Below are 24,958 nucleotides of genomic sequence, written 5' to 3' on the forward strand. Positions count from 1 at the left end.
TTGCTGTCGCCCTGCAGACCCGGGGCCAGCAGCGCCAGCCCCTGCCAGCCCTGCAGCAGCTGCAGGGCCTGCGGCCAGGGTTCGCGGCCCAGCAGCAGCTCCAGTTCCCGCCGCAGGCGCGTGCCCAGCGAGGGCACCGTGCCCGCCGCCGGCCAGGGCCAGCGGGCCAGGGTGTCGGTCCACTGCCGCAGGCTGCCGGGCGCCAGGTCCATGCCCAGGCGGGCGCCATAACGGGCCGCCCGCACCAGCCGGGTCGGGTCGTCGCTGAGGCTGCCGGCGTGGAGGAAACGCAGCCGCCGCGCGGCCAGATCCGCCAGACCGTCGTGGGGATCGAGCAGGGCGCCATCGGCGAGCACCAGCGCCATGGCGTTGATGCTCAGGTCGCGGCGGGCCAGGTCGTCGTCGAGGGAGCCGAAAAACACCGTGGGGTTGGCACCTGGATGGGCGTAGCGCTCGCCGCGTGCCGTGGCCAGATCCAGCACCACCCCATCGATCTCAAGCTCGGCAGTGCCATAGGCCGGATGCAGCTGACAGAAGCCCAGCCCCGCTCCCGGTGTGCCCCGCAGGCGCTCCACCACCCGGTGGGCCGCCGGCGGTCCCGCCGCTTCACTGCCTTCTTCCACCACCAGATCGAGATCGGGCAGGCCACGCCAGGGGTCGTTGTGGACGCGGTGCAGCAGCAGATCCCGCACCGCACCGCCCACCAGAGCCACCCGCAGCGGCGCTGCGGCGCGCACCACCGTGGCCAGCACCCGCTGCACGGGGGGATCGAGCGCGTCGAGCAGCGAAAGGCCGGGCATGGGGGGAAAGCGATTGTTCTGAGTGAAGCGACGCCAGCCTTGTCCATCAGCACTTCACTGCACCACGAAGGCGCGAACGCCTCCTGTGATCACATCAAGCCACCGGGATCGACCAGATCATTGGAATAAACGAGCCGCCGGTTCATGCCCTGCCATCCCGGCAGCAGCAAGGCCAGATGGACAGGCAGAAAGGGGCTGTTGAGCCAAGCGGCGTCGTAGCGGATGCGGGCACTTTTCACTGGATCAAAACGCATGTGATTGCCGCTGAGGATGTGGCTGCCGGTGGAAGGGCCCGGCATGAGCATCGCCGGCTCAAAGCTCAGATCAAGCCAGTGGCACAAGCGGGTGAGCGCAGCTTCGGGGGCCAGAGCCAGCTCCTCATAGCCCAGGAGAAACACAGGCTTGCCCGCCGTTTGCAGGCGCCGCTCGAGCTGGCCATTGACACGGCGCCAGCGGACCAGCGACCGCCAGCCACTGGCCACCTGGCGCCGGGGGCGGCGTGCGATCGCGTGAACCCAGGAGCGCACATCGCGGACCAGAAACAGCACCCGGATTTCCATGCCAAGCGCCGCATCAGGCAGGGTCAGCAACTCCAGATCCGACTGAAACGAGTCGACCATCCAGCGCAGTGGCTCGGCGAGGGCTTGCTCTTGAGCATGCGCCACCAAACGCTGCCACTTTTGAGCCAGCGGCAGGTGATCGTGAGCCGGTAGCCACTCCAGAAGCGGCCCCCAGACCGGGCATTGCGCCGCGATACAACCGCAGGTGCAGAGACGTTCGTTGCGCAGTTCGCGCCGCAGCCTGGCCGGACCACCGCCTTCCTCACCGGGCGCGGGCCTACGCAACAGGCGCACCGCCTCGCCGAAGCCCTGCACCTGGGGATGGGCGCCGAGCGCCAAATCAAGAAGGGTGGTACCGCTGTGGCCCAATCCGCGGATGAGCAGCAGCTTCGGGCGAGTCGTCATCACTGGGAAATGCGTAGCGTTCGGGAAACACGCTGTGGGGAGTGAAACAATCGATCCCGTGTCGATGCTGGGATCAAAGTTTATCCACACGCATACCTATAGACGCCAGGCATCTGAAATCATGCATCGCGGTGTTTGGACTGGACACATTGCCGAAGCCCAAAAGACTGCGGCCGCACATGTGCACTTTCTGGTATCACAATGAAGGTACTTAATGCTGTGAATTGGCGAGGCTCCCAACACGATGCTCCTGAATGGGCCGCAAGCAGTGGCTGAATCAACTCTTTATCCCCGTGCAGACCAACAAAAGGCAGCATGACAGCAGAAAAACCATTCACTCCCTCGGGATCAACACGCTGCAAAGGAATGGAATCAAAATAGGGCACCAGCCTATGCTTTTTAGCAGAAACGCTTGTGCAACCTTGTCGACAAACCCCTGCTTCACCAATAAAGCGAGCTAAATACTTGTAGTTCTGAAGGGGATAAATCTTGGCAGAAAGCACTTCCCGGGAGTGCCAGAAATGCATGCTAATAATAATTGCCAAGACACACACTGTTGCTCGTCTTACATAAGGACTACCTGAGGCAATCAGACGTTGCCCCACATCCCCCAAAGCGAGGGCGAAGCAAGGGAGAAGCACAATAAAATATCGCTCAACAGCGAGTGGCTTAACCAGATCGATCAAACTGATGAGCCCTAAAAATGCCGCCGCTCCAGACAACAACCAACAGGCTTCACTGGAACCACGAACACTATCCCTTAGCTGAAGCCCTCTGTCTTTATCTCTTGATCGCCGCTGGCTTCCTACCGCTGAAATCAGCATGGCGAGCACGATCACGACCACTGCAGCAGGAAAGGCTGGAAAGGCTCCATTCATCGCGGTGCTGAACACACCGATGACCGGCTGAGACACAATCCAACTGGTTCTTCCACCACCTGCGCCACCGACCAAGACATGAAGCAACGGCCAAGCAAAGAGTGCCGGCAGAAGAGCTAGGCCCCAGCGACGACGACCAAGACATGGCGCCCCTCTCAGGACATCCAGCACCAGGAGCGTGAGGGCGTAGAAAAAACCGAAGTAATGACTAAGAGAAAGCAGCAGCAGGGAAACGATAAAACAAAGGCGCAGAGCGTTAACTCTTGGCAGGTGAACCGAAGGCCCTTGCTGCTGAGACCGCCAGAGTATGGTCATGACCCCCACTGATACTGTGGCAAAAAGCAGAGTCCAGGAATAAGGTCGAACTTCCTGGGCATAAAGACTGAAGAGGGGGCTTGTTCCGAGGAACAGGATCGCGATGATCTGGCGGGCGAAACCGCCGTTTTGCGTGGTCCATGCAATGGCGATCAGGCTCAGCCAGGCAGGAATCAGGCTCAGAAAGCGGGTCGGGATCTCACCAGATCCAAACATGCCGACCCACAGCCGCAGCAGGGTCAGATGAAGGGGGGGATGGGTATCAGGAAGAATCCATTCCTTGAACAAGACATGCCATGAGGAAGCATTGGCAGCCCCAATGGAGAACAATTCATCGTGCCAGTAAGAGTACGCTTGAAACACGCCCCTCGAGCAGAGGAGTATCAGTAAAAGCAGAACGACCAGCAAGATCCGGCGTTGTTGCTTGATCTCCGTTGGATAGCGGCTCTCCTTCACCGCGGCTTGATCGGCGCCAGCCGGGGATCGAGGATCTTGGCGCTCATTCCCTCGAACTTCACCGCGATCGAGATCTTCTCACCGCTGCCGAACAGGTGGGTGATGATCCCGTCGCCGAAGCTGGCATGGTGCAGGGTGTCACCTACCGCCCAGAGCCGCGCCGGGGCGCGGTGGCGCACGGCATTGACCGGCTCAACAGAACCACCGCCGTCAGCAGCGCCGCCCCCGGCCCGTTGTGCGCTGCGCGGGTTGTCGTCCCGGTCGACACGGGTGAGCCGGTCGAGCCGCTGCTCACGGCGCAGCGCCGCACCGCCGCTGCGGGGCACATCGCCCTGCACCAGCTCCGGCGGCAGCTCCGAGAGAAACACCGACGGCACCGCCGGCTCGCGCATGCCGCCCCACAGCCGCCGCTCGCTGGCGTGGGACAGGAACAGCCGCTCCTTGGCACGGGTGATGCCCACATAACAGAGGCGCCGCTCCTCCTCCAGGGCAGCGGGATCCTCCAGGGAGCGGTAGCTGGGGAACAGCCCCTGCTCCAGCCCCACCAGGCACACCACCGGAAACTCCAGCCCCTTGCTGGCGTGCAGGGTCATCAGAGTGACGCGATCGGACTCGGTGTCCTTGCTGTCGGCGTCGCTGGCCAGGGAGGCGGAGGCCAGGAAACCCTCCAGCGAACCCTCCTCGTTCTCCTCCTGGTATTGCAGGGCCGCGTTCACCAGTTCCTGCAGGTTGCGCCGCCGCTCCTCCGCCTCATCGGTGCCCTCGCTGATCAGTTCGGCCACATAGCCGCTCTGCTCCATCACCCGCTGCACCAGCTCCGAGGGGGGCGCGTCCTGCACGCGGCGGCTCAGGTCGCCGATCAGCTCGGCGAACTGCAGCAGCCCCTTCGCCGAGCGGCCCGCCAGCGAGCGCACCGCCTCGGGGTCGTTCACCACCTCCCACAGCGGCAGACCCAGCTGGCTGGCGGCATCGATGAGCCGCTGCACGGTGGTCTTGCCGATGCCGCGGCGCGGCACATTCATCACCCGCAGCAGGCTGACGCTGTCCGCCGGGTTGACCAGCAGCCGCAGGTAGGCGAGCACATCCTTGATCTCGCGCCGGTCGTAGAAGCGCAGTCCCCCCACCACGATGTAAGGGAGGCCCCAGCGCACCAGGGATTCCTCCATCGCCCGGCTCTGGGCGTTGGTGCGATACAGCACGGCCATGTCGCCCCAGCGCAGCTCCGGGTGGGCCGCCTCGAGCATGCGCAGGCGGTGCACCACCGCCTCGGCCTCGGCGATCTCGTCGTCGCAGCGGGTGACCACGATCGGCTCCCCCTCGCCGCGGGTGGGGCGCAGCACCTTGTCGATGCGCTCGCTGTTGTGGGCGATCAGGGCGTTGGCCGCCTCCAGGATCGTGGCGGTGGAGCGGTAGTTCTCCTCCAGCTTCACCATCGTGCGGGTGGCCTCGTCGCTGGCCTTGTCGCCGAAGTCGTCCTGGAAGCCCATCAGGATCGTGAAATCGGCGGCGCGGAAGCTGTAGATGCTCTGATCTGCATCCCCCACCACGAACACCGAGCGCTGGCCCCAGTCGTCGAACTGCCCGGGGTCGCGGCCGCCCGTGACCAGCAGCTTGATCAGGTCGTACTGGGTGCGGTTGGTGTCCTGGTATTCATCCACCAGCACGTGACGGAAACGACCGTGCCAGTAATGCCGCACCTGCTCGTTGGTCTGCAGCAGCTGCACCGGCAGCAGCAGCAGGTCATCGAAGTCGAGGGCGTTGTTGGCCGCCAGGGCGCGGCGGTAGCGGCGGTACACATCCGCCACCATCTTTCCCCGTTGCCCCTGCTGCTCCTGCTCCAGCTGCTCGGGCAGCCAGCCCTGGTTCTTGGCGTTGCTGATCGCCCAGCGCACCTTCTTGGGCTCGAAGCGCTTGGGATCAAGCCCCAGCTCCTGGGTGACGATCTCCTTCACCAGGGTCTGGGCGTCGCCCTCGTCGTAGATGGAGAACTGGCGGGTCCAGGTGAGCCCTTCGGGATCCCGGTACTTGTCGATGTCGAAGCGCAGCAGCCGCGCGAACAGGGCGTGGAAGGTGCCGATCCACAGCTCCTTGGTGATCTCCCGGTAGATGCGGGTGCGCAGCTGACGCTGCTGCACCGGCGAGAGGGTGCTCAGCGGCTGGCCGAACTGGCTGGTGGCGAGCCGCTGGGCCAGCAGCAGCTCCAGCCGCTCCTTCATCTCCCGCGCCGCCTTGTTGGTGAAGGTGACGGCCAGGAGCTGGTGCGGATCGACGCCGTGATGGCCGATCAGGTGGGCAATGCGGTGCGTGAGCGCGCGCGTCTTGCCGCTGCCGGCACCGGCGACCACCAGCAGCGGGCCGTTGTGGTGGTCCACCGCCCGGCGCTGGGCGTCGTTGAGGCCGGCTAGGAAGCTCACGGATTGAGCCTAGGGGGCCATGCCATCACCGAAAGCCATTTTCCGACGATCCAGCTGCGACGCGAAGGGATGATGGAGCAACAGTGCCAAGGCAACCAGGCTGAGGGGGATCAGAGGAGCGGAATAGCGAATCAAAAAATGGGTTGAAAGTCCGTAGAACAAAAAGTAGCCAGCGGGCAACAGTGAGATCAGGATCCAGTCAGGCTTCCGCAGCCAGAGCCCAAGCAAAGGCATGGACACCAGGGAGAGCATTGCCACCCCATTCAGGATCGTGGTGCTCCAGCTGTAAGCGTGAGCGAAGGACCAGATACCCTTCCAAAGGAAAGCCGGGGTAACAAGCAGATGACGAAGGCTGTTGGCCTGAATGTTGCGAACAGCGATCTTCTTGAGAGCATTTTCCTGATCAGACAGTTGGTCGACAGAAAGGTTTGCTTTGAGCTTTGCGGTCACCACGCGCTTCCCAACCTGATAGAAACTCACGACCTCATCCAAGCGGCCAGCGGTGATTGCACGCTGGTCACAGGGGAGATTGCGTGTGAATCGTTGTAGTGAGCCATCGCATTCCAGCTGACTCGGGGCGAAGCCGAGAAAGGGTTCAAATAGGTCCTCGCGCAGACGCTCTGGCGAGAATGCATAGAAGGCGCCTCGAAGCTCATCGGCAGTCATCTTATTGTAACTGGCACGGATGAGCAGCACATCGGCACCTCCGCGTGCCAGGGCGAAATCATTGAAGAGAAGAAAATTGCGAGTCATCCATGGCACAGTGAACAGACAGATTCCCAGTAACAGAGCAGTGGCGCATACGAAGGGCCTCTGATGCCTCCGCTGCGCTTCTCGCATGATCAGCACGAGGATCACCGGGACGGCAATCATGCAGACGTACTGGCCGGAAGCCTTGGTGAGCAACACCAGCGAAATCCCACCGCCAGCGAGCAATGCAAGGGGGGCGCCAGGTCGACGTCGGGCCAACACCAACAGCACTGCACTCAGGACGAAGAAGGCAGCTGCCGGTAACTCCGTCTTGAAGTTCTCAAGCTCGGATGAAACCAAAAAGGACCAGCTACCCAGCAGCACACCCATAGCAACGATTTGGGCCAGCCAGGGCGGTCGAAACAACAACCAGCAGAGCCACCAGAGCCCCGCGAACAGCATGAGTGCGTACAGGAGATTCACCTTCAACGCCTGCTCCAGGAGACCAGGGTCTGCAAGGAAACGGGAGAATGGCTGAGGCAGACCAGGGCCTTTGGAGAGTGACAGCACGGATGCGAGGATCAGGTTTGGAAGGGGTTCACGCCTGTACCCTGGGATGGCTGGATTCTCTTCAAAGCCATAGGTGCCGCCAACCACCAAGTTGTAGGCAGCATGCAGGTTCTGTCGCGCATCGCCTCCCACCGGCTCCAGCCGAATCTCTTGGCCGGCCTCCAGAAGCAACCAGCAGATCAGGACCCCCACCACAGCCGCCAGAACCGATGCCCAACGCAGACCCGTAACCTTGGTGAGCCAGGGCAATCGCATGTTCAGCGAAAACTCTGCCCCATCGTCGCATCCCTTCAACGTTGGATGGAGATCCTTGAACCAAGCGGAAACGAGCCGAATCCTTAATGCAGGCCAGGAAGATCGGTCGCCGGAGCGGGATCGGAATGATGGCATCACCATGGAGTCACCCTCGGTATCGGTGATCATTCCCTGTTTCAACGAAGCCGGTGCGATTCGCCGCACGGTGGAGGAAATCCTGGCTGCCATTGACACCAGCGGACTCAAGGCCGTGGAGGTGATGGTGGTCGACGACGGCTCCAACGACGGCAGCGCTGAGATTCTTAGTGAGCTGGAGAATCTGTATGGCAGCCGGCGAATGCGAGTGATTGGCCATAGTCGAAACCGTGGCTACGGGGCTGCTCTGAAAACCGGCATCCGCCGGTCCCATTCCGAACTGATCTGCATCACCGATGCCGACGGCACTTACCCGAATGAGCTGATTCCTGAATTGGTCGATGAAGCCGCGGACCACGACATGCTCGTGGGTGCACGCATTGCCGAAGATGTCGAGTATTCGAAGCTGCGCACGATTCCTAAACTCTTCCTGGTTCCTTGGGTTTCCTTTCTTTCCGGCCAGGATGTGCCAGATATAAACTCTGGCTTTCGCTTTTTCCGCAGGGATGTTGCCTTGCGCTTCCTGGAATTACTGCCGAACGGATTCAGCTTTACAACCACCATAACGATCTGCATGCTGCGAAACAACTTCGATGTTGCCTACATTCCGATCAGCTATCGGCGTCGAATCGGCAATAGCCATATTCAGCCAATCAAGGACACCATTAATTTCGTTCATCTGATTAGCCGCACTGGCATGTACTTTGCTCCACTTCGGCTTCTCTTGCCGCTCGTGGTGGCGCTGAGCATCTGCTTCATTCTCAGCCTGTTCTATGATGCCTTTGTGTTGCGTAATCTCACAGATAAGACGATCCTCATTGGCTTTGCAGCTCTCAACATCCTGATGTTTGCCATGTTGGCCGACATGATCGACAAACGCAACATCTAAGTCGTTTCCATACCAGATTCAGCTCACAGGGTTGGCCAATCAAGTTGGCGGAGCCAGAACCTGGCAGCGAACGGGCTGGGGACAGGGAATCCTCCTGACCCGGTTGGGCTTCCGGTTGACAGCCAACTCACGCTCCCTCCTTTGTGGACCTGCCCAAACCTTCCTATTCCTTTTGGCCCGGCCTCTCTGCGCACTGGCTGAGAAGGGTGGCCAACTGGTCGTGGTGATGGCCCGTCGTGAACCTGGTCAGGCATCGATGGCGGCCTCGATTGCCGAGCCTTTCGGCAAAGGCGGGGTCAGCAGCCAGGCGGCTGATCGCTTTCCCCATCGCCTTCCAGTCCCCCTCGGGCACCAGGATCCCTGTCTCGCCGTCGATCACCACGTCCGGGATCCCCGCATGCCATGTGGCCACGACGGGCAAACCGCTCAGCTGGGCCTCCATCACCGCTACGGGTGAGCCTTCCTGGTCGCCATCGGGGGCGGTGAGCGAGTGTTGGAGGAAGCCTCTGCTCTGGCGCATCAATTCCGCCACCTCAGCAGGCGTCCGCAGCCCGGCAAACCTCACCCGTTCGGCGATGCCCAGCTGGATGGCCCGCTGGTGTGCCTGAGCGAGCAGGGGCCCCTCCCCGACCATCACCAGCTGGAGCTCTGGCAAGTCCCTGGCAGCCAGGGCGAAGGCGGCCAGGGTGAGCAGCGGGCCCTTCTTGGCCACGAACCGACCGACACTGAGGAACAGGGGGGGGGCCGCGGCAGGATCGGCTCCGTGGAACACGGCTGGATTCGCCCCGGACGGACTCACCAGCACGGGCAGGGGACTTGTTCGTCTGTGGGCCAGACCCAACACCGTCTTGCGCATGATCTCCGACTTCACCACAGCTGCGCTCGAGAGCTCCAGCAACCGCTCGTAGCGCTCCTTCAGGTGGAACAGGTAGCGGTGGGCGGATGCATCGGCCCCCCGGAAATGCACGATCAGGGGAAGGCCGGTGGCCGGAACCAGTTCCATGATCTGCACCGCATGGAAGCCGAACTCCGCCAGCACCACAACGGGTTGCTCTGTTCGGCAGATCCTGCTCACCAGCCGGGAGGGCAGCCAGGTGCCGAACCGCCTCACCGCTTGCGCCAGACATCTGGGCAGAGCCGGTGCCAGCCGATGGAGCGCCTTGCTGACCACAATCGAAAGGCCGTAGGCCGTCCGCAGCGGCGGGCCTGACCAGGGAATCTCGTCGGCGCAGACCACGACCGTGTCGAAGGGCAGCCCGGTGGCGTTGGCCCTGATGAAGGTTTCCGAGGGTGCCCTGAGGCTTGGCACCAGGAGCAGCAACCGCTCAGCCATCGGGCTCAGGCGCTGCGACGGGCAGGTTCAGAGCCCATCGCCACAGGGGCTCGATTTCCGTCCACTCCTGCGATGCCAGCCGCTGACGGCCTGCTGACCCGAGCCGTGCACAACGCCGCTCATCGGACAGCAGGGCTTCGATCGCTTCGGCCAGGCACCCGGGGTTCTCGGCCGGCACCACGAGACCGGTGCGGTCGTGCTCCACCAGCTCAAGCGGCCCCGGGGAGGAATCCGTCACGATCACCGGCAGACCGGTGGCCATCGCCTCCAGCAAGGCATTGGGCATCCCTTCGAACCGGGAGGGCAACACGAAGATCCTGGCCTGGTGGAGATAGGGAAGAACGGTGCTCTGGAAGCCCTCGAAGCGAACCTTGGCTGCGATCCCCAGGGACCGGGCCTGCTCCTCCAGGGCCCCACGCTCCGGACCATCCCCCACGACCACCAAGCGCCACTCCCCCGAGGCTGGTGACACTCGGGCCATGGCTTCCAGCAACAGATCGAGTCCTTTCTGGGGCACCAGCCGAGCCACGGCGAGACAAACCTTCGACGGTTGGAGGTCCGGCCGTCCTGCACCGGCCAGGGATATCCCGGGCGGCAGGGGGTTGGGCAACAGGCGAGCCTGGGTGAGGCCCAGATCGGTTTCCAGGGTCGCCAGCACCCCGAGCGTGTTGGCGGTGAGCGCATCGGCGCGTCGGTAAAGCAGACGCCGCAGCCGCTGCCACGGGAAGCCAAGGGTCTGCCGGCGGGGATCGTTGCGTTCCGACACGGCCAGGTGGAGGGGCAGATCCCAGCAGGCCTGGCAGGCGAGCATGTTGGTCTTGGTGAGCAGGGCCAGCAGCCGGGGTGGTCGCTCCGCCAGCACCCGTTCCCGCAGCAAGGAGGCCTGGGGCCCGCCCACCCCGCGCACCAGCCAACGCAGCAGGCCGGCGCCCTGGGGAGGGCGCAACCGCCGAAGCCAGGGCCAGAGGGTGATGAGCAGGAACCAGGACGCCAGGCGCGGCAGCCACAGCTTGAGGAATCGGCGACCGCGGGCGAGCAGGGAGCGGTTCCACCAATCGCCGCGTCGGGCCGCCGCGACGGCGGCGCCAAGGTCGAGCAGCCGTACCCCCGCCGGCACCGCGTGCACCGGGGTCGGATCCGGCAGCAGGGAGACAACCGTGATCTGGTAGCCCTGCCCGGCGAAATGGGCAGCGGCCAGCATGGCGACCTTCTGGGCACCCCCAGGACCCAGATGAGGCAGCACGATCCAGAGGTCGTCAGCCATTGAGGGCCTCGATGAAGCGTTGTGCGAGCTGTGCGTCGCTGAACTGTTCACGCACGTGCTGAGCTGCCTGGCCCAGGCGGCGCCGCAAGCGGGCATCCCGGTGCAGGGTGGTGATGGCGTTCGCCAACTCCAGATCCGAGGCTGCTTCGGGCAACAGCAGTCCGTTCTCCCCATCCCGGATCAGGTCGGCTGGGCCGGTCGGACAGTCGCAGGCCACGCAGGCGCAGCCCGAGGCCATGGCCTCCAGAAGAACATTGGGGAAGCCTTCGAAACGGGAGGGCAGGATGAACATCTCGCAAGCCGAATACCAGTCGCCAATGTTTCCCACCACCCCTGGAAAGTGGACGCGCCCCATGGCTGCCGAGGAGGGGGGCAGCGAGGACTGTAGGTCGGCCACCTGATCCCTACCGCGGTAGGGCTTGATGGTGAGTCCAGCTATCACAAGGTGGAGCCCCGGGCAGTCGTCAGCGATCAACGCAAACGCCCTCACCAAGCGATCGAAGCCTTTCTGAAACGCTTTGGTTCCAACTGCAAGAAGCAGGGCGGGTGGAGGCCCAGCAGTGCCTGAATCGTCATGTCGGAGACAAGGACCAAGAACAGTAACTGGATCCACATGAGGCGCAAATGAAGGCAACGGCCAGCTCACCGAATTCGGCAGCAACAGCTGTGGCGTGGCGCCCAGATGCCGCCTGAGCCAATCACCGGTCTGATGGGTCTGCACGAGATGAAGGTCAGCCCTGCGGTAGGTGAGCCATCGCAGCAGGCGCCATGGCAGAGACGGGGGCTTGGCGGGTGGATAGTTGCGCTCAGAGATCCAGCACTTCAGCGGCAGACCCCATACCGCCAGGATCAGTTTGATCGCTGGAAGGGTAGTCATCCCAATCGCGATCTCTATTCGGTTGCGGCGTAGCCAATGCCGTAACGTCAGCACCCTCCATGGGAATCCCAGCCAGCCCAAGGCGGCCACCCAGGCTGGATCAGGGGCTTCAACCTCACGTAAAACACCCTCAGGGAGTGGGTAGAAGTCGTGGCGGGCCTGCCGCCGCGTGAGGACAACAGGAAGATAGCCAGCCTCGCGGCACCATTGCGCCATCCGCAGCGTCACGCGTTCAGCACCACCAGTCTTGAGAGAGTCGATGTAGAACGCCACACGCACTGTCATTGCGACGGAGCCAGGTAGGAAGCAAACATAACTCTGATCTTGGGGAGGAAACGTGGCTCAAACGTGGTCTTGATGATGAGTGTGATCAAGTGATGGATCTGCTCATCTTCCTTCGCAACCAACCAGCCCGTGCCATCTGTTGTTGCAACTGCCCCAAGCATCTCCCTGGCGAAGCCACGGTGATCTTCCTGAGCACTGCTGGCATCAAAGCAAGGCCTGTGGCAATGGTCGTGGACTCGGCGCAATCGATGACAGGCGAGCCGCCACCGATCAGCATCCTGTTGGTGCCAAGCCTGAAGGGCTTCAATGGCCAGGCATCGCATCAGATTACGGGTAGATCTGTAGGCGCTATCGGGATCAATGGCCGTGAGATCAACGCTGTCGATGATGGCAGAGACTCGAATCCCCACAGACTCGAAGGAATCAATACTCCCCAGAGACAGATACAATCTAGAAAGTGCTGTGAAAACCGAAACCAGCAGCTTTGCTCGGTTTTCCCGGTTGGCGCGCTGGCAGACAAACACGCCTGGATCGCTCAACAGCTGCTGGACCAGCCGCTCCAGATCAGCAGCCGTATGCTCCATCAGTGGGAAATCATCAGTTGCAATCGCCTGGTAAGCAATGATGATCAAGGAATACCAGCGATAGTGCTCAGGAAGCTTGCTGCTGGCAGCGATCAACTGAAACAGAGCCAGTCGCTGCTTCAGATCACCAGGCCGCATTGACCGGCGAAAGAGAAGGCGATGAAGATAATGCGTATGGCCTGAGTTAAGCCATAGATCCTCAATCTTGCACACGGCAAAGGAATAATCATTCCGAGCCATTGCCTGAGGGATAATCGCGGCAAGCACCGCAGGATTGCGGGGCCACCGCTCCAGAAACCGCATCAAGAGCTGATAGGCAGCAAGCCGCCTGCCGAAGCAACGTAAGCCGGCAGCTATCGCTACAGTCACCCAAGCCAGAACCCACTCAGGAAGGTAAGTGCGGATTCGCCGCCTACTGGGCTGGATCATTGATGGCTTAAGTTCCTCACGGGATTGGGTCGGCTGTCAGTGAACTGTCTACTGACGGCTCAGAGGTAAGGGTGGCGTCCGCGGGAGCACTGAACAGGCACAGCGACGTGGCCGCCAGGAAACCGATCAAACACTGGGTGACTTGATTGGTGCGATAGATGGTAGTGGCGAGGGTGTTGAGCAGGAGCAACACGTTGAGGGAAACAGCTACTTGAAAAAACACAAGGTGTGAGGGCGTTGTGTCACATCGGGACGCAACGCTCTGGAATTGTCGCCTCAGACCCATGGAGACGAGAATCACCACAATCAGAAATGCCAATATGCCAAGCACACCAAGCTGGCCACCGACCTGAGCGATCGTGTTGTGAGCATGGCCGAATCCACCTCCTTCCCTCAGGTGGCTGCACATATCGTTTGCCTGTGGGCCGTAGCCCACACCATAAAGAAACCGATTCGCCCCAGTAAACATCAACGACAGCCAACATGCCCCCGCTCTCAGCCTACCCATATCCGAAGACTGATTGATGTTCGCATCAGGGGCCAAGAAAAACCACCACGACCCAATGACCATGACAGCCATGGCAGCGGTGGCAAACACAACGGAAAGAAACTTTGTGGAGCCCCTCCTCCAGCGTGCAGCTACCCAACCAATCAAGAGAGCCACTGGCGGAGCTATCTGGGCAAGGCGGGAATCCGTGCTCACGCAGAGAGCATAACCAACAACTGCTGCCGTGGTGCCGATCAGACGCTCGAGTAACGATCGAGAGAGCAATGAGTAACTGGCCGAACTGAGCGTAAGAAGCATAAGGATCGTGGCAAAACGATTGATGCCTCCATGGCCATCCATGGTCGCCTCGTACACATCTCTAACGTATGATGTGCTCCAAAAGCTTGCGGCAGAATGATGCTGCAAAAAGTAGGCCATAAGCAGCAAGGGGGTGAGCGCCAACCATCCGAAAGAAAACCTCCATGCGCGCAAGCTTTGGCCAGCACCGATCATGAAGCCGATGGCAATCAACAGGAAGGTCGTAGGCCCATCAATATCCTCACGGAGAACAATCAAGCGAGTGTTCACGAGCAGAAGAGCCAACAGAATGGCTTCCAACGGAGGCTGCAAGGAGTGTGTCCTAAACTTGGCAACCATCTGATTGGTCAAGCGGATAGCCATCCAGATCACCAGCAAACCCAGCGCGGGCTTGCGTCCTTCAGTGAAGGAATGAAGTGTGATCACAATGGGAAGAATGCCGTCATAGGCCTGAATGGCCCAAAGACGCGACAGGAGCAGATTGGGCAGGCAAACAAGCAAATTCCAAACTTGATTGCGTTCGATCATTCCACCGAGGCAATGTTAGGAAGATACTGAAGCATGGCTTGGGTACGGCGATGATAGGTATGCTGAGCGGCACATTCGATACGCGCCTCAAGCGGGCATCCCAGGCCCTTGAGAGTGTTATTCAGAGCGGCGAGGAATGAATCCACTGTTGGCTCGCAAAGAGCAGCAAACGGGCGATAACTCTCCAAAGCATCAATGGCCGAAGCCACAACCGGCAGCCCGGCGGCCAGATACTCAAAGAACTTCATGGGAAACATGGAGCGGGTGTATCTGTTGAATCGAAGAGGCAGAAGGCCCACATCAAGACCCTTCATATAGGCAGGTAAATCATGATAGGACTTGACGCCAAGCCAATAAACATTAGAACAATCCAGCAAGCCGGAAAGCTGGGTACTGGGGTCACCCTCACCAACGGGACCGATCATCACATAGGACCAACTTGGCGACGCCTCTGCAAGCTTGGCAAGCAAGTCAAGGTCAAGCTTGTACGCACTTATGGCCCCCACAAAGCCGATTCTTGGTTGGGGGATGATGGCAATATCGCAAGGAATCTCAAGATCAGGCTCAAGTGCCTGCGCGAAGTGATTGTAGTCAGCAACGTTTGAGAAGTAGTACGTATTAGGATTATACTTACGACGACTCTCCTGAAGGGCAGGAGAGGTTACAAAGACAAGATCAGCAGCCCGACACAGACGCTCCTCCCACGCGGAGAGATCCAGATCATCCATGTCCGGTTGAGCCTGGATGTCATCCACGCAATGGTAAACCAGAGTTGCATACGGACCGGGCATCCCATAAGCAAGGGTCTTTGGATTGTAAGTCCATAACAATTCCGCTCGCATCCCCAGCCAGCGCCGAGCCAGAGCCAGACCGCCAAGCAAGATCAATCGGTTGATCCGAGTGGCAAGTTGACCACGAACCCCAGGCAAAACCAATGGTGACCAAACCCAGAGGTTGGGCTTCTGCTGCCGTGGCGGCATCAAGCCCTTGACTAAACGACGTAAAATTCTGCCAAAATCTTGAGCCTGACGGCGCGGTGCACGTAAACCCAGTGACTCGACATAAAGAACTCGATGACCAAGATCCGCCAACTCGGAAGCGACGTGTTGCTTATTGGTCCAAAGTAGTTGATCCCAATCTGCAGTGGCCAGAAGGGTGATGTCAGCCATTGTCCAGCGAAACAAGCTCCCTGAAGGTTTCCGACCTGGCCTGAAGCTGTTGATAATCTCCGTAGGCCCTAATCATCCCATCCGCAAATTCATAGATTCGATCGCAGTTCTTGACAGTGCTTAAGCGATGTGCAATCACAATTGTGGTGCATCTACGGCCGATCAGCTCAAGCGAGTCTAAAACGCTGCTCTCAGTTTTATTGTCCAAAGAGCTTGTCGCCTCATCCAGAACGAGTACCTTGGCCTTCTTGTAAAAAGCCCTTGCAAGGGCGAGGCGCTGACGCTGTCCACCGGAGAGTCGCAAACCATTTTCCCCGATCATTGTATAGAGTCCATATGGCAACTCAGAGACAAACTCATTTAACTGAGCAGCTTCCAAAGCCTCCCAAACGGCATAATCATTGATCTCTTCCTCATCCACTCCAAAAGCAACATTTTCACGGATGCTCGTATCGAGCAGAACAATCGATTGAGGGACCATCGCGCAGCAAGCTTGCCAAGCTGGCGTTTCTTCATAAGCCAATTCGATCCCATCCAGCTCGATGCATCCCCTTTGCGGCTTATAGAGGGCAAGCAGGAGGTGGGCGGTGGTGGATTTACCTCCACCAGTTTTGCCGACCAAAGCAACCCTTGAGCCAATGGGGATCGTGATGTTGACTCCTTTGATCACCCAGTCTTCCGAACTGGCATAACGGAACCAAACATCATTCAGTCTGATTGTGTGCTTAGGCATCACCCCAGCAGGAGAGGGGGTACCCGGGCTTAGAAGAGTGGCCCGTGACGCCTTCAGATCCAGCAGCTGTAAGGCATCCGAGATATCTGGAAGGCTGCCTCGAAACCGGTTGACAGATCGAAAAATCGACTGGATTGGGGCTGAGATTCTCAAGGCTGCAAACATGACAGCTGCCAATGCAGGCAAGGCTTGCTGCAGCTTTCTATCTGGATCCAACAAGATGGGAATAAGGCCAATCGCAAAGAGCATCGTGATTCCGGCCGGCTCAATGATGTAGCGAGGGATATCAGGCAGAAGCTTTGAAATTCTGTCGTAACGTTTTCCTGTGATTCCAATGGACCAGAACTTGTCGATGAATCGCTGCTCGGCCGCATAGAGCTGAACATCACGGATTGAACGAATAGATTCGACCAGCAACGAGTTGATTCTCAACGCAAACCGGAGCTTCTGCTTGGAGGCAAGCCTTAAGGGTGCAATCAGCAGTGCCGACACCGAGGCGTAGGCAGCAACGAGAGTGACAAAGAGAATAATCGCAACAGGGCCCAGGACAACTGCGACACCAATCGTAAGTACACCAACAGATAATGCGCTGGAAATCACTGACAGCATAGGCAGAATGATGTCATCAGATATTTTGCTGAGGATACGGTTGAGACGTGCAAGAAGGTGGGCAGACTTTTGAGCCTGGAAGTACTCGTAATCTTGCATCAGAATATTTGCATAGATCCGATTGCCGTAATCCGACCAAATCTGCGCGCTGAGGAAACTCTGCAGTGCAGCAGTGAGAAACTTTAAGCCTGTTGACAACCAAATCAATCCAATTAGGATGCTCACCATCCAAAGTGATTGAGAGGCTCTACCGCCGCCAAAGAACCAGATCTGTGGAATTCTGTCGGGCAGCTTGACCCCGCTCAAGGCACCCACAAGGCGAGCCAGAAGCCCAACGAAAACCAGATCCAGCAGGCCAACCAATAAAGAGATCACCAGCAAAGCGATCAGACCCTGCAGACGCTTTTTTGGCAAAAATGACAATAATCGGCCCAGTTGGGCCAGCGTCTGGCTTTGCAGCCCGGCAGGGAGGCTCAACTTCACTGAAATCGAAGACTCTGCTCAATGGCCCGATAACCTTATCGGTCACATCCGACAGGGTGCCTGCGTCCAAGCCAGTCACAGAACCGATCGTCCACGCCAGCGGCTTGTGAGGCTGCGCAGCTTGGAGAGGATCCTCATGGCTTCCAGGCTCGCGGGCGAAGGATTCCGCAGCGGCGGAGTGAGGGATGACAGCCGGTCCCAATGCTGGTCGATGGACTTGAGGGCCTCTGCCCAGCGGTACCTCAGTTCCTGCTCCGAGAACATGGACAACAGCCTGTTGCATTGGGCGGGGTCTGCCTGCCAACGGCCCGGATCAGCAGCCGCAGCAATGATTCGCTCTAGGTCGGCCTGGAGTGTGCCAAAGCCGATCTGGTGGCCAACCGCCCCCGGGTCAAGGAAGTCAGCCAGGGCATGGTTGACACTGCTGAACACCACACAGCCACTGGCAAGTGCCTCCAGTGGTGGAAGTCCGAAGCCCTCGCTGAGCCCTTCGCTGCGCCAGTAATCGGCCGAGTCGTAGAGATACACCTTGGCGGAGCGGAACAAGCCCACCAGGTCGTCGACCCAGCCGCTCTGCACCTCAACCCGGAGGCCTTGGGCCCGCAAGGCCGGCACCAGTTGCTGCAGCACGTAGGCGCTGCTCTTGCGAGCCTGCACCAGCACATCAATAGGGCGCCGGGCCACCAGGGCCGGATCGGCGACTCTGTCGTCGTCCCCCCAGCTTGCATCAATGGCATTTGGCACCAGAAACAGCGGGTTGCGTGGCGCCCGATTTCCCCAGTACCCGAGCGTGTTGCGGCTCACCGCCAACACCGGCACGCCAGCGGGCAAATCAAAGCCATACCCAGTGCTATGGGCGTGATACGCCACCGCCCGACCCCGTAGCAGACGCAGCTGCCTGGGCACGTCAAACCCCCAGCTCACGATCCAAAGCGCCGAACCGGGTGCTCGCTCCTGGCGAAGCAGATCGGCCAGATAAGGCCTCCCGGGTTCCTTTCGCCGATAGGTGACCACCTCCGTGGGCACGATTGAAGCGGTGAGGCGGGCCGTTTGCAGTTCAACCTGAAGACCGCCACAGCGGAAGCGACCGCTGGTGCCGGGCACAAGGAAGCGAAGGGGGCGCAAAGGCGATCTGGCAGCCGCCGCTGACTCTGGCGCAGGGGAGGGCCGGTGCCGGCTCAGGCGGCGACGGCCTCGGTGCTGCCGGTGCGCTGGCGCCGGGTGAGGAAGCCGAACAGCACCTTGCCGATGGCGGCCACCAGGTTGCCTTCCAACTCCTGGAACATCACCATGTTGAGGTGGAAGGCGTGGTTGGCCTCCTCCACGATGCGATCGGCCGTGGCTTGATCGATCGGCAACTGATCGAGGCTTTGGCGATAGCTGGCCTTGAAGGCCTTCTCATCGGGGATGGCATCGAATTCGTAGAACCGCAGGCCATCGTGTTCGCCCAGGTTCATCGCTTTCTGAGCGATGTTCTTGAGGATCTGGCCGCCGGAAAGGTCGCCGATGTAGCGGGTGTAGTGGTGACCCACCAGCAGCTCGGGGGATTCTTTGGCCACCTGATGAAGGCGTTCCACGTACTTCTGGGCGCCCGGAGTGGGCTGCACCTGCTGACGCCAGCCGGCGCCGAAGTAGAAGGCAAGATCAGCCTCAAGAGCGCTGCGGCGGTTGAGGGCGTCGTGGGCGATAGGCCCCACCACCGGGTGAGACTTGAGGGCGCCGATCTCTTCCTCCATCGCGCTGTACACGAAGTAGAGGTCGGCGACCAGCTTGCGGTAGCTGATCTTGTCGACCACCCCTTTGAGGAAGCAGGTGACGAAGCCGGTGTTCTCGGCCATCGTGTGCGCCTTTTTGGTGCCTTCGCGCAACTGTGAAGCAAGGGCGACAGCCATAGAAGCCGGTGTGCCGTAGGTCGTGGCCAACAAGTTAGGGCCGTGCTGCCGGCACGGGCGGCTCAGGTTGCGAAGGGTTAAGCGGCCTCGTCGCTGGCGGCGGCGGCTGGCCCCTCGCCCAGCAGGGCGAACAGGTCGCGGCAGACGAGCCGCAGCTTCTCCGCCACCTCGGGCTGGGGCAGGTTCACCCCACTCGCTTCCCAGTCGCCCACGGTGGCGAGCCGCCACTGCTCGCCCTGGAAGGTCATGCCGCTGAGCAGCACCCCCAGCAGCCGCGGGGTGCCGCCGCCACCGGCGACCGGAGCCTCGGCGAGGCGCAGCTGCATCAGCAGGCTGCGGCACTGCAGGCGGGGGCTCCAGCCGGGGAAGTGGAAGGCCAGGTCCACCGAGGCCTGCTCCTCGAAGCGGCGGGTGTCGGGGTCGTCGCGCCAGGGGGTGAGATTGGCGCGGGCATCAGGGAAATGGCGCCGGAACAGGGCGGCGGCGGAGGCGATGGCGTGGGCCATCTCCGGACTTCGGGCCAGGTCTGCCGCATTCATGGCGTTTCCCCTGAGCAGAACAGCGGATGGAACGGAACCTAGGCTCCGCGGGCCGACCCATGCTGGAGTTTCCCGAGGGAGGCTGCGGCAGCGGGCCGGCACCACGACCACGGACCGCCGTCGGTCGCGCCGTTTCCCCCCTCCTGCCGCCGATGGTGACCCTGTCCGCTCCGTCCTACGAAAAGCTCACCCCGCCCGAAAACGGCACGGCGATCCGCTTCGAGAACGGCCTTCCGGTGGTGCCCTCCGACCCGATCATCCCCTTCATCCGCGGCGACGGCACCGGCGTGGACATCTGGCCCGCCACCCAGCGGGTGCTGGATGCGGCCGTGGCCAAGGCCTACGGGGGGGAGCGGCGCATCGAGTGGTTCAAGGTGTACGCCGGCGATGAGGCCTGCGAGCTCTACGGCACCTATCAATACCTGCCGCAGGACACGCTCACCGCGATCGAGCAGTTCGGCGTGGCGATCAAGGGCCCGCTCACCACACCGATCGGCGGTGGCATCCGTTCGCTGAACGTGGCCCTGCGCCAGATCTTCGACCTCTACTGCTGCGTACGCCCCTGCCGCTACTACGAAGGCACCCCCAGCCCCCACAAGCGGCCCCAGGACCTCGATGTGGTGGTGTACAGGGAGAACACCGAAGACATCTACATGGGGATCGAGTGGGAAGCCACCGATCCGGTGTGCGTGGAGCTGATCGCCCACCTCAACGACACGGTGATTCCGGCCAACGGCAAGCTCGGCAAGCGCCGCATCCCGGAAGGGGCCGGCATCGGCATCAAGCCGGTGAGCAAGGCGGGCACCCAGCGCCACGTGCGCAAGGCGATCCAGCACGCCCTGGGGCTGGAGGGCGCCAAGCGCCACGTCACCCTGGTGCACAAGGGCAACATCATGAAGTTCACGGAAGGGGCCTTCCGGGACTGGGGCTACGAGCTGGCCACCAGCGAATTCCGCGACCAGTGCGTGACCGAGCGGGAAAGCTGGATCCTGGGCAACCTGGAGCACAACCACGGCCTCAGCGTCGAAGACAACGCCCGCCTGATCGAACCCGGCTACGACAGTCTCACCCCCGAGAAGAAAGCGGCGGTGGACGCGGAAGTGAAAGGGGTGCTCGACAGCATCGGCGAGAGCCACGGCTATGGCAAGTGGAAGAGCATGGTGCTCGTCGACGACCGTATCGCCGACAGCATCTTCCAGCAGATCCAGACCCGGCCCCAGGAGTATTCGGTGCTCTGCACCCTCAACCTCAACGGCGATTACATCTCCGATGCAGCGGCGGCTGTGGTGGGCGGCCTGGGCATGGCACCGGGGGCGAACATCGGCGACAACGCCGCCATCTTCGAAGCCACCCACGGCACCGCGCCCAAGCATGCGGGGCTGGATCGGATCAACCCGGGCTCGGTGATCCTCAGCGGCGTGATGATGCTCGAGTACATGGGCTGGCAGGAAGCGGCCGATCTGATCACTGCGGGGATCAGCGCCGCGATCGCCAATGGGGAGGTCACCTACGACCTGGCCCGGCTGATGGAACCGCGGGTGGATCCGGTGAGCTGCTCCGGCTTCGCCGAGGCCGTGGTGCGCCACTTCGGCGGCTGAAGCCCGGAGATTCCGGGCAGGGGTGCGGCCGAGGACAATCGGGGGGATGCGTACCCCCCCCCATCAGATCGCTCGCAGAGCCGAGATCGACGGCCTCAGAGCCGTCGCCATCGTTGCCGTCATCGTCAACCACCTGAACAAGTCCCTGCTGCCGAGCGGCTATGTCGGGGTTGACGTTTTCTTTGTGATCTCTGGCTACGTGATCACCCGATCGCTGGAGCACAGGCCAACGGCCGACAGCCGCGGAGCCTTCCTGGCCGGCTTCTACCGCCGACGCATCCAGCGACTGGTCCCGGCTCTGAGCGCTTGTGTCGTCGTCACCGCCTTGCTGACCTGCCTGGTGGTTCCTGATCCGGCGGCCTCCCTGTGGACAGGGCTTCTTGCGCTGGCGGGGGCCTCGAACGTGTTCCTGCACCAGCAGGCCACCGATTACTTCGGCACCAGCGCCCAGCTCAACAGCTTCACCCAGACCTGGTTCCTGGGTGTGGATTATCAGTTTTATCTGGTGTTTCCGCTGGCTGCCTGGCAGCTCGGACTGGGCAGAGCCGGGGGAGCGGGGCGAAGGCGGTTTCGCCTGGGGATGGCCCTGGTGGCCGTGCTGTCACTGATCCTGTTTCTGCAGATGCGGCAGGTCGATTCATCCGCCGCCTACTTCCTCACGGGGCCGAGGGTCTGGGAGTTGGCGGTGGGTTGTCTGCTGACTGCGAACGGGGAGGATCCGCAGGGGGAACCCGGACAGGCCCCCCTTCGCGACGGGCTGGCTTGGGGGGCCTTCCTGGCTCTGGTCGGCGTGACCCTGGCGCCCCAGGGTTCCAGTTCGATCCCGATGCTGGTCAGCGTGGCGGCAACCTGCGCGCTGATCCGAACCCTGCGGGGACGTTCCTTGCTCGGCCGGCTCCTCACGTGCCCCCCGGTGCTCCGCATCGGCCAGATTTCGTACTCGCTCTACCTGTGGCACTGGAGCGTCATCGTGCTCAGCCGCTGGACGATCGGCATCCACGCCTGGAGTGTGCCGTTTCAGTTGCTGCTGATCCTGGGGCTGGCAGAACTGTCCTACCGGACGCTTGAAACCCCCTTCGGTTCGAAGCCATGGGCCCCCACCAACCAACAGACCATCCTGATCGGAGTCGGAATCAACGCCGCCGCCGCAACCATGCTGCTGTTGCTGATCGGCGGAGGGCTCGGACCCCATCTTTATCTCGGCCAGCGGCCGGCCACGTTGTCCGAGGAACGGCGGAACCAGCGCATTGCCGGCACGACCATCACCTCAACGGCCTGTCTGATCGATCGAAACGATGTGCTCGATCGCCCTCAGATCGATGCCAAGGCCAGGACCTGCTCGGTCGAGTCCGCGCCCCAGGGCGCAGCCCAAGGTCGGACCATCTTCGTGGTCGGTGACAGCCATGCCACTGCCTTGATTCCCCTGGCCGCCGAGCTCCACCGGGAGGGCGCCGGAATCACACTGCTCACCAAAGCCGGCTGCCCGTTCCCGGCCACCGCATTCGGCCATCTGGATCCTGGCTGTGAGCGCTTCCAGGATCAGGTTGCTTCCCGGATCCTCGCCACCAGCCGACCCGGAGATGGCGTTCTGATCGCGGGCTATCAGCTCAGTCACCTGGGCAGCGGCCTGCGGGCCACCCGTGACCATTTCCTGGATCGAACCGGACAGCCGGTGCGGGGCACCGAAGCGAAGACGGCGCTTTACATGAAGGCGCTGGATGCCTTTTCAGACAGGGCTGGTGCCAATGGGCTGCAGGTCGCCCTGATCGGGGCCGGTCCGAGGCTGATCGGACGGGAGCTCTGTCTGCCGGAGTGGTTCCGCCCCGCTCGATGGAGCGAGCCCTGCCTGAACACCCTGCGAGAGGATGCCACCTCCACCAGGACGATCAACGTTCAACTGAGCCGCAATCTCCCTGACCGCGTGGGCTTCATCGATCCGATGCCGTGGATCTGCCCGAAGGGCTGCTCCCTCGACGATCTGAAGTGGCAGCTGGCCGACGACGACCATCTCACCGCCGCGGCGGTTCGGCGACTGAAGCAGCCGGTCCTGGAAGCCCTGAGCCGGGCAGACTGAGTGCCATGCCTTCTCCAGTCACCGATCCCTGCATCCACTGCGGTTTCTGCCTGCCCACCTGCGCCAGCTACCGGGTGCTGGGCACGGAGATGGATTCACCGCGGGGGCGTATCCACATGCTCAAGGCGATCAATGCCGGTGAGCTGGCGCTGGATGCCACCGTGGCGAGCCACTTCGATTCCTGCCTGGGCTGCCTCGCCTGCGTGAGCGCCTGCCCGGCCGGTGTCCGCTACGACCAACTGATCGAGGCCACCCGCCCGAAACTCAACGCCCCGGAGCTGCGCAGCGGCGGCCAGTGGGCCTTCCGCAGGCTGCTGTTCCAGTTGCTGCCCTATCCCCAGCGGCTGCGGGCCGTACTGCAGCCGCTGCGGCTCTATGCCGGCACACCGCTGCAACGGCTGGCCCGGCGCAGCGGCCTCACCCGCCTGTTCGGGCCCGGGCTGGCGGCAATGGAGCGGCTGCTGCCGCCGCTGGCCGAGGAGTCGTTCACCGATCCGCTGCCGGTGGTAACCCCGGCCCAGGGCGAGCGGCGCTACCGCGTGGGCCTCGTGCTGGGCTGCGTGCAGCGGTTGTTCGAGCCGGCCGTGAACCGGGCGGCGGTGCAGGTGCTGAGCGCCAACGGCATCGAGGTGGTGATCCCGCCGGCCCAGGGCTGCTGCGGCGCCGTCACCCATCACCAGGGGGAAGAGGCCCAGACCCATGCCCTGGCCGCAGCCTTGATCGACGCCTTCGACGCCGTGATCGGCCCGGGCAAGCCGGCGGGCGCCGAACCGCTCGATGCGGTGCTGGTGGCGGCCTCCGGCTGTGGCCACACGCTCAAGGCCTACGGCCGCCTGCTGGCCGGTGATCCGGCCTGGGCCGCGCGCGGCAGCGCCTTCGGCGGCCGTGTGGCGGACATCCAGGAATTCCTGCAGCGGGTGGGGTTGAGCGAAGCGGTGCGCCAGCGGTTGCAGCCGCTGCGCCACAGCGACGGCAGCCGCGCCAGCGCCGAGCGTCCGCTGCGGCTCGCTTATCACGATGCCTGCCACATGCTGCACGGCCAGGGGCTGCGCGAACAGCCCCGGGCGCTGCTGCGCCAGATCCCTCACCTGCGGCTGCTGGAGGCCACAGAAGCGGGGGTGTGCTGCGGCAGCGCCGGTATCTACAACCTGGTGCAACCCGTGGAAGCCGCCGAGCTGGGCCGCCTCAAAGCCACCGACCTGAGCAGCACCGGCGCCGACCTGGCGGTGAGCGCCAACATCGGCTGCACGCTGCAGATCCGGCAGCATATGGAGAGCGCGCCGCGGCCGCTGGCGGTGCTGCATCCGGTGCAGCTGCTGGCCATGAGCCTGGATGGCGGATCCGACCGGCCGGCTTGAGCGGCCAGAAGCAGGGAACGGCGCAGCGGAG

General features: G+C 62.0%; 18 protein-coding genes and 1 pseudogene. 4 read left to right on the forward strand and 15 right to left on the reverse strand.

From position 1 onward, the window contains the following. The 5 genes and pseudogenes from KBY86_RS12325 to KBY86_RS12345 form a co-directional block, all read right to left on the reverse strand. Positions 1–800: pseudogene (locus KBY86_RS12325) on the reverse strand (CCA tRNA nucleotidyltransferase); the annotation flags it as partial. An 89-nt stretch (positions 801–889) separates the two neighbouring features. Continuing rightward, on the reverse strand, positions 890–1,765 hold the full coding sequence (locus tag KBY86_RS12330) for a sulfotransferase (protein ID WP_094513705.1): 876 nt from the start codon (positions 1,763–1,765) through the stop codon (positions 890–892). A gap of 119 nt (positions 1,766–1,884) precedes the next feature. Then, positions 1,885–3,414 carry a hypothetical protein gene (locus tag KBY86_RS12335; RefSeq protein WP_255141261.1) on the reverse strand — a complete coding sequence of 510 codons (1,530 nt, stop codon included), beginning with the start codon at positions 3,412–3,414 and terminating at the stop codon, positions 1,885–1,887. After that, positions 3,411–5,828, reverse strand: coding sequence for a UvrD-helicase domain-containing protein (locus KBY86_RS12340; protein ID WP_255141262.1), 2,418 nt, complete (start codon positions 5,826–5,828; stop codon positions 3,411–3,413). The genes KBY86_RS12335 and KBY86_RS12340 overlap by 4 nt, the downstream gene beginning before the upstream one ends. 9 nt (positions 5,829–5,837) lie before the next feature. After that, entirely contained in the window at positions 5,838–7,511 is a 1,674-nt protein-coding gene (locus KBY86_RS12345) for a hypothetical protein (RefSeq protein WP_255141263.1), read from the reverse strand. On the opposite strand from KBY86_RS12345, the gene KBY86_RS12350 reads away from it, so the two are divergent. After that, positions 7,483–8,367: a glycosyltransferase family 2 protein gene (locus KBY86_RS12350; RefSeq protein ID WP_255141264.1), complete on the forward strand. Its 885-nt coding sequence runs from the start codon at positions 7,483–7,485 to the stop codon at positions 8,365–8,367. The genes KBY86_RS12345 and KBY86_RS12350 overlap by 29 nt on opposite strands. A gap of 163 nt (positions 8,368–8,530) precedes the next feature. On the opposite strand, the gene KBY86_RS12355 is transcribed toward KBY86_RS12350, so the two are convergent. The 10 genes from KBY86_RS12355 to KBY86_RS12400 all read right to left on the reverse strand — a co-directional run bounded on the left by KBY86_RS12355 (position 8,531) and on the right by KBY86_RS12400 (position 19,897). Beyond that, positions 8,531–9,700, reverse strand: coding sequence for a glycosyltransferase (locus KBY86_RS12355; protein WP_255141265.1), 1,170 nt, complete (start codon positions 9,698–9,700; stop codon positions 8,531–8,533). Beyond that, the gene (locus KBY86_RS12360; protein WP_255141266.1) at positions 9,693–10,964 is read right to left on the reverse strand and encodes a glycosyltransferase; all 1,272 of its coding nucleotides are present in this window, start codon (positions 10,962–10,964) and stop codon (positions 9,693–9,695) included. The genes KBY86_RS12355 and KBY86_RS12360 overlap by 8 nt, the downstream gene beginning before the upstream one ends. Then, positions 10,957–12,114 (reverse strand): glycosyltransferase, encoded by a 1,158-nt coding sequence (locus tag KBY86_RS12365; protein WP_315855864.1) that lies wholly within the window; start codon positions 12,112–12,114, stop codon positions 10,957–10,959. The genes KBY86_RS12360 and KBY86_RS12365 overlap by 8 nt, the downstream gene beginning before the upstream one ends. A gap of 8 nt (positions 12,115–12,122) precedes the next feature. Next, on the reverse strand, positions 12,123–13,013 hold the full coding sequence (locus tag KBY86_RS12370) for a hypothetical protein (RefSeq protein WP_255141267.1): 891 nt from the start codon (positions 13,011–13,013) through the stop codon (positions 12,123–12,125). Between the two features lie 142 nt (positions 13,014–13,155). Next, positions 13,156–14,472 carry an O-antigen ligase gene (locus KBY86_RS12375; protein WP_255141268.1) on the reverse strand — a complete coding sequence of 439 codons (1,317 nt, stop codon included), beginning with the start codon at positions 14,470–14,472 and terminating at the stop codon, positions 13,156–13,158. After that, the gene (locus KBY86_RS12380) at positions 14,469–15,641 is read right to left on the reverse strand and encodes a glycosyltransferase (protein ID WP_255141269.1); all 1,173 of its coding nucleotides are present in this window, start codon (positions 15,639–15,641) and stop codon (positions 14,469–14,471) included. The genes KBY86_RS12375 and KBY86_RS12380 overlap by 4 nt, the downstream gene beginning before the upstream one ends. Then, entirely contained in the window at positions 15,634–17,460 is a 1,827-nt protein-coding gene (locus KBY86_RS12385) for an ABC transporter ATP-binding protein (protein WP_255100590.1), read from the reverse strand. Before KBY86_RS12385 ends, KBY86_RS12380 begins: the two co-directional genes overlap by 8 nt. A gap of 81 nt (positions 17,461–17,541) precedes the next feature. Beyond that, the gene (locus KBY86_RS12390; protein WP_255141270.1) at positions 17,542–18,591 is read right to left on the reverse strand and encodes a glycosyltransferase; all 1,050 of its coding nucleotides are present in this window, start codon (positions 18,589–18,591) and stop codon (positions 17,542–17,544) included. Between the two features lie 53 nt (positions 18,592–18,644). Continuing rightward, positions 18,645–19,358: a heme oxygenase (biliverdin-producing) gene (locus KBY86_RS12395; protein WP_255141271.1), complete on the reverse strand. Its 714-nt coding sequence runs from the start codon at positions 19,356–19,358 to the stop codon at positions 18,645–18,647. Between the two features lie 77 nt (positions 19,359–19,435). After that, entirely contained in the window at positions 19,436–19,897 is a 462-nt protein-coding gene (locus tag KBY86_RS12400; RefSeq protein WP_094513741.1) for a hypothetical protein, read from the reverse strand. A 152-nt stretch (positions 19,898–20,049) separates the two neighbouring features. Between KBY86_RS12400 and KBY86_RS12405 the strand changes: the two genes are divergently transcribed. The 3 genes from KBY86_RS12405 to KBY86_RS12415 are packed head-to-tail and all read left to right on the forward strand — an operon-like array spanning position 20,050 to position 24,927. Then, the gene (locus KBY86_RS12405) at positions 20,050–21,495 is read left to right on the forward strand and encodes an NADP-dependent isocitrate dehydrogenase (RefSeq protein ID WP_255141272.1); all 1,446 of its coding nucleotides are present in this window, start codon (positions 20,050–20,052) and stop codon (positions 21,493–21,495) included. 46 nt (positions 21,496–21,541) lie between these two features. Continuing rightward, positions 21,542–23,569: an acyltransferase family protein gene (locus tag KBY86_RS12410; protein ID WP_255141273.1), complete on the forward strand. Its 2,028-nt coding sequence runs from the start codon at positions 21,542–21,544 to the stop codon at positions 23,567–23,569. A 5-nt stretch (positions 23,570–23,574) separates the two neighbouring features. After that, a complete protein-coding gene (locus tag KBY86_RS12415) occupies positions 23,575–24,927 on the forward strand; it encodes a (Fe-S)-binding protein (protein WP_255141274.1) in 1,353 nt (450 codons plus the stop codon). Positions 24,928–24,958: the final 31 nt, after the last annotated feature.

The sequence above is a fragment of the Synechococcus sp. Lug-A genome, from assembly GCF_024345655.1.
GTDB lineage: Bacteria > Cyanobacteriota > Cyanobacteriia > PCC-6307 > Cyanobiaceae > MW101C3.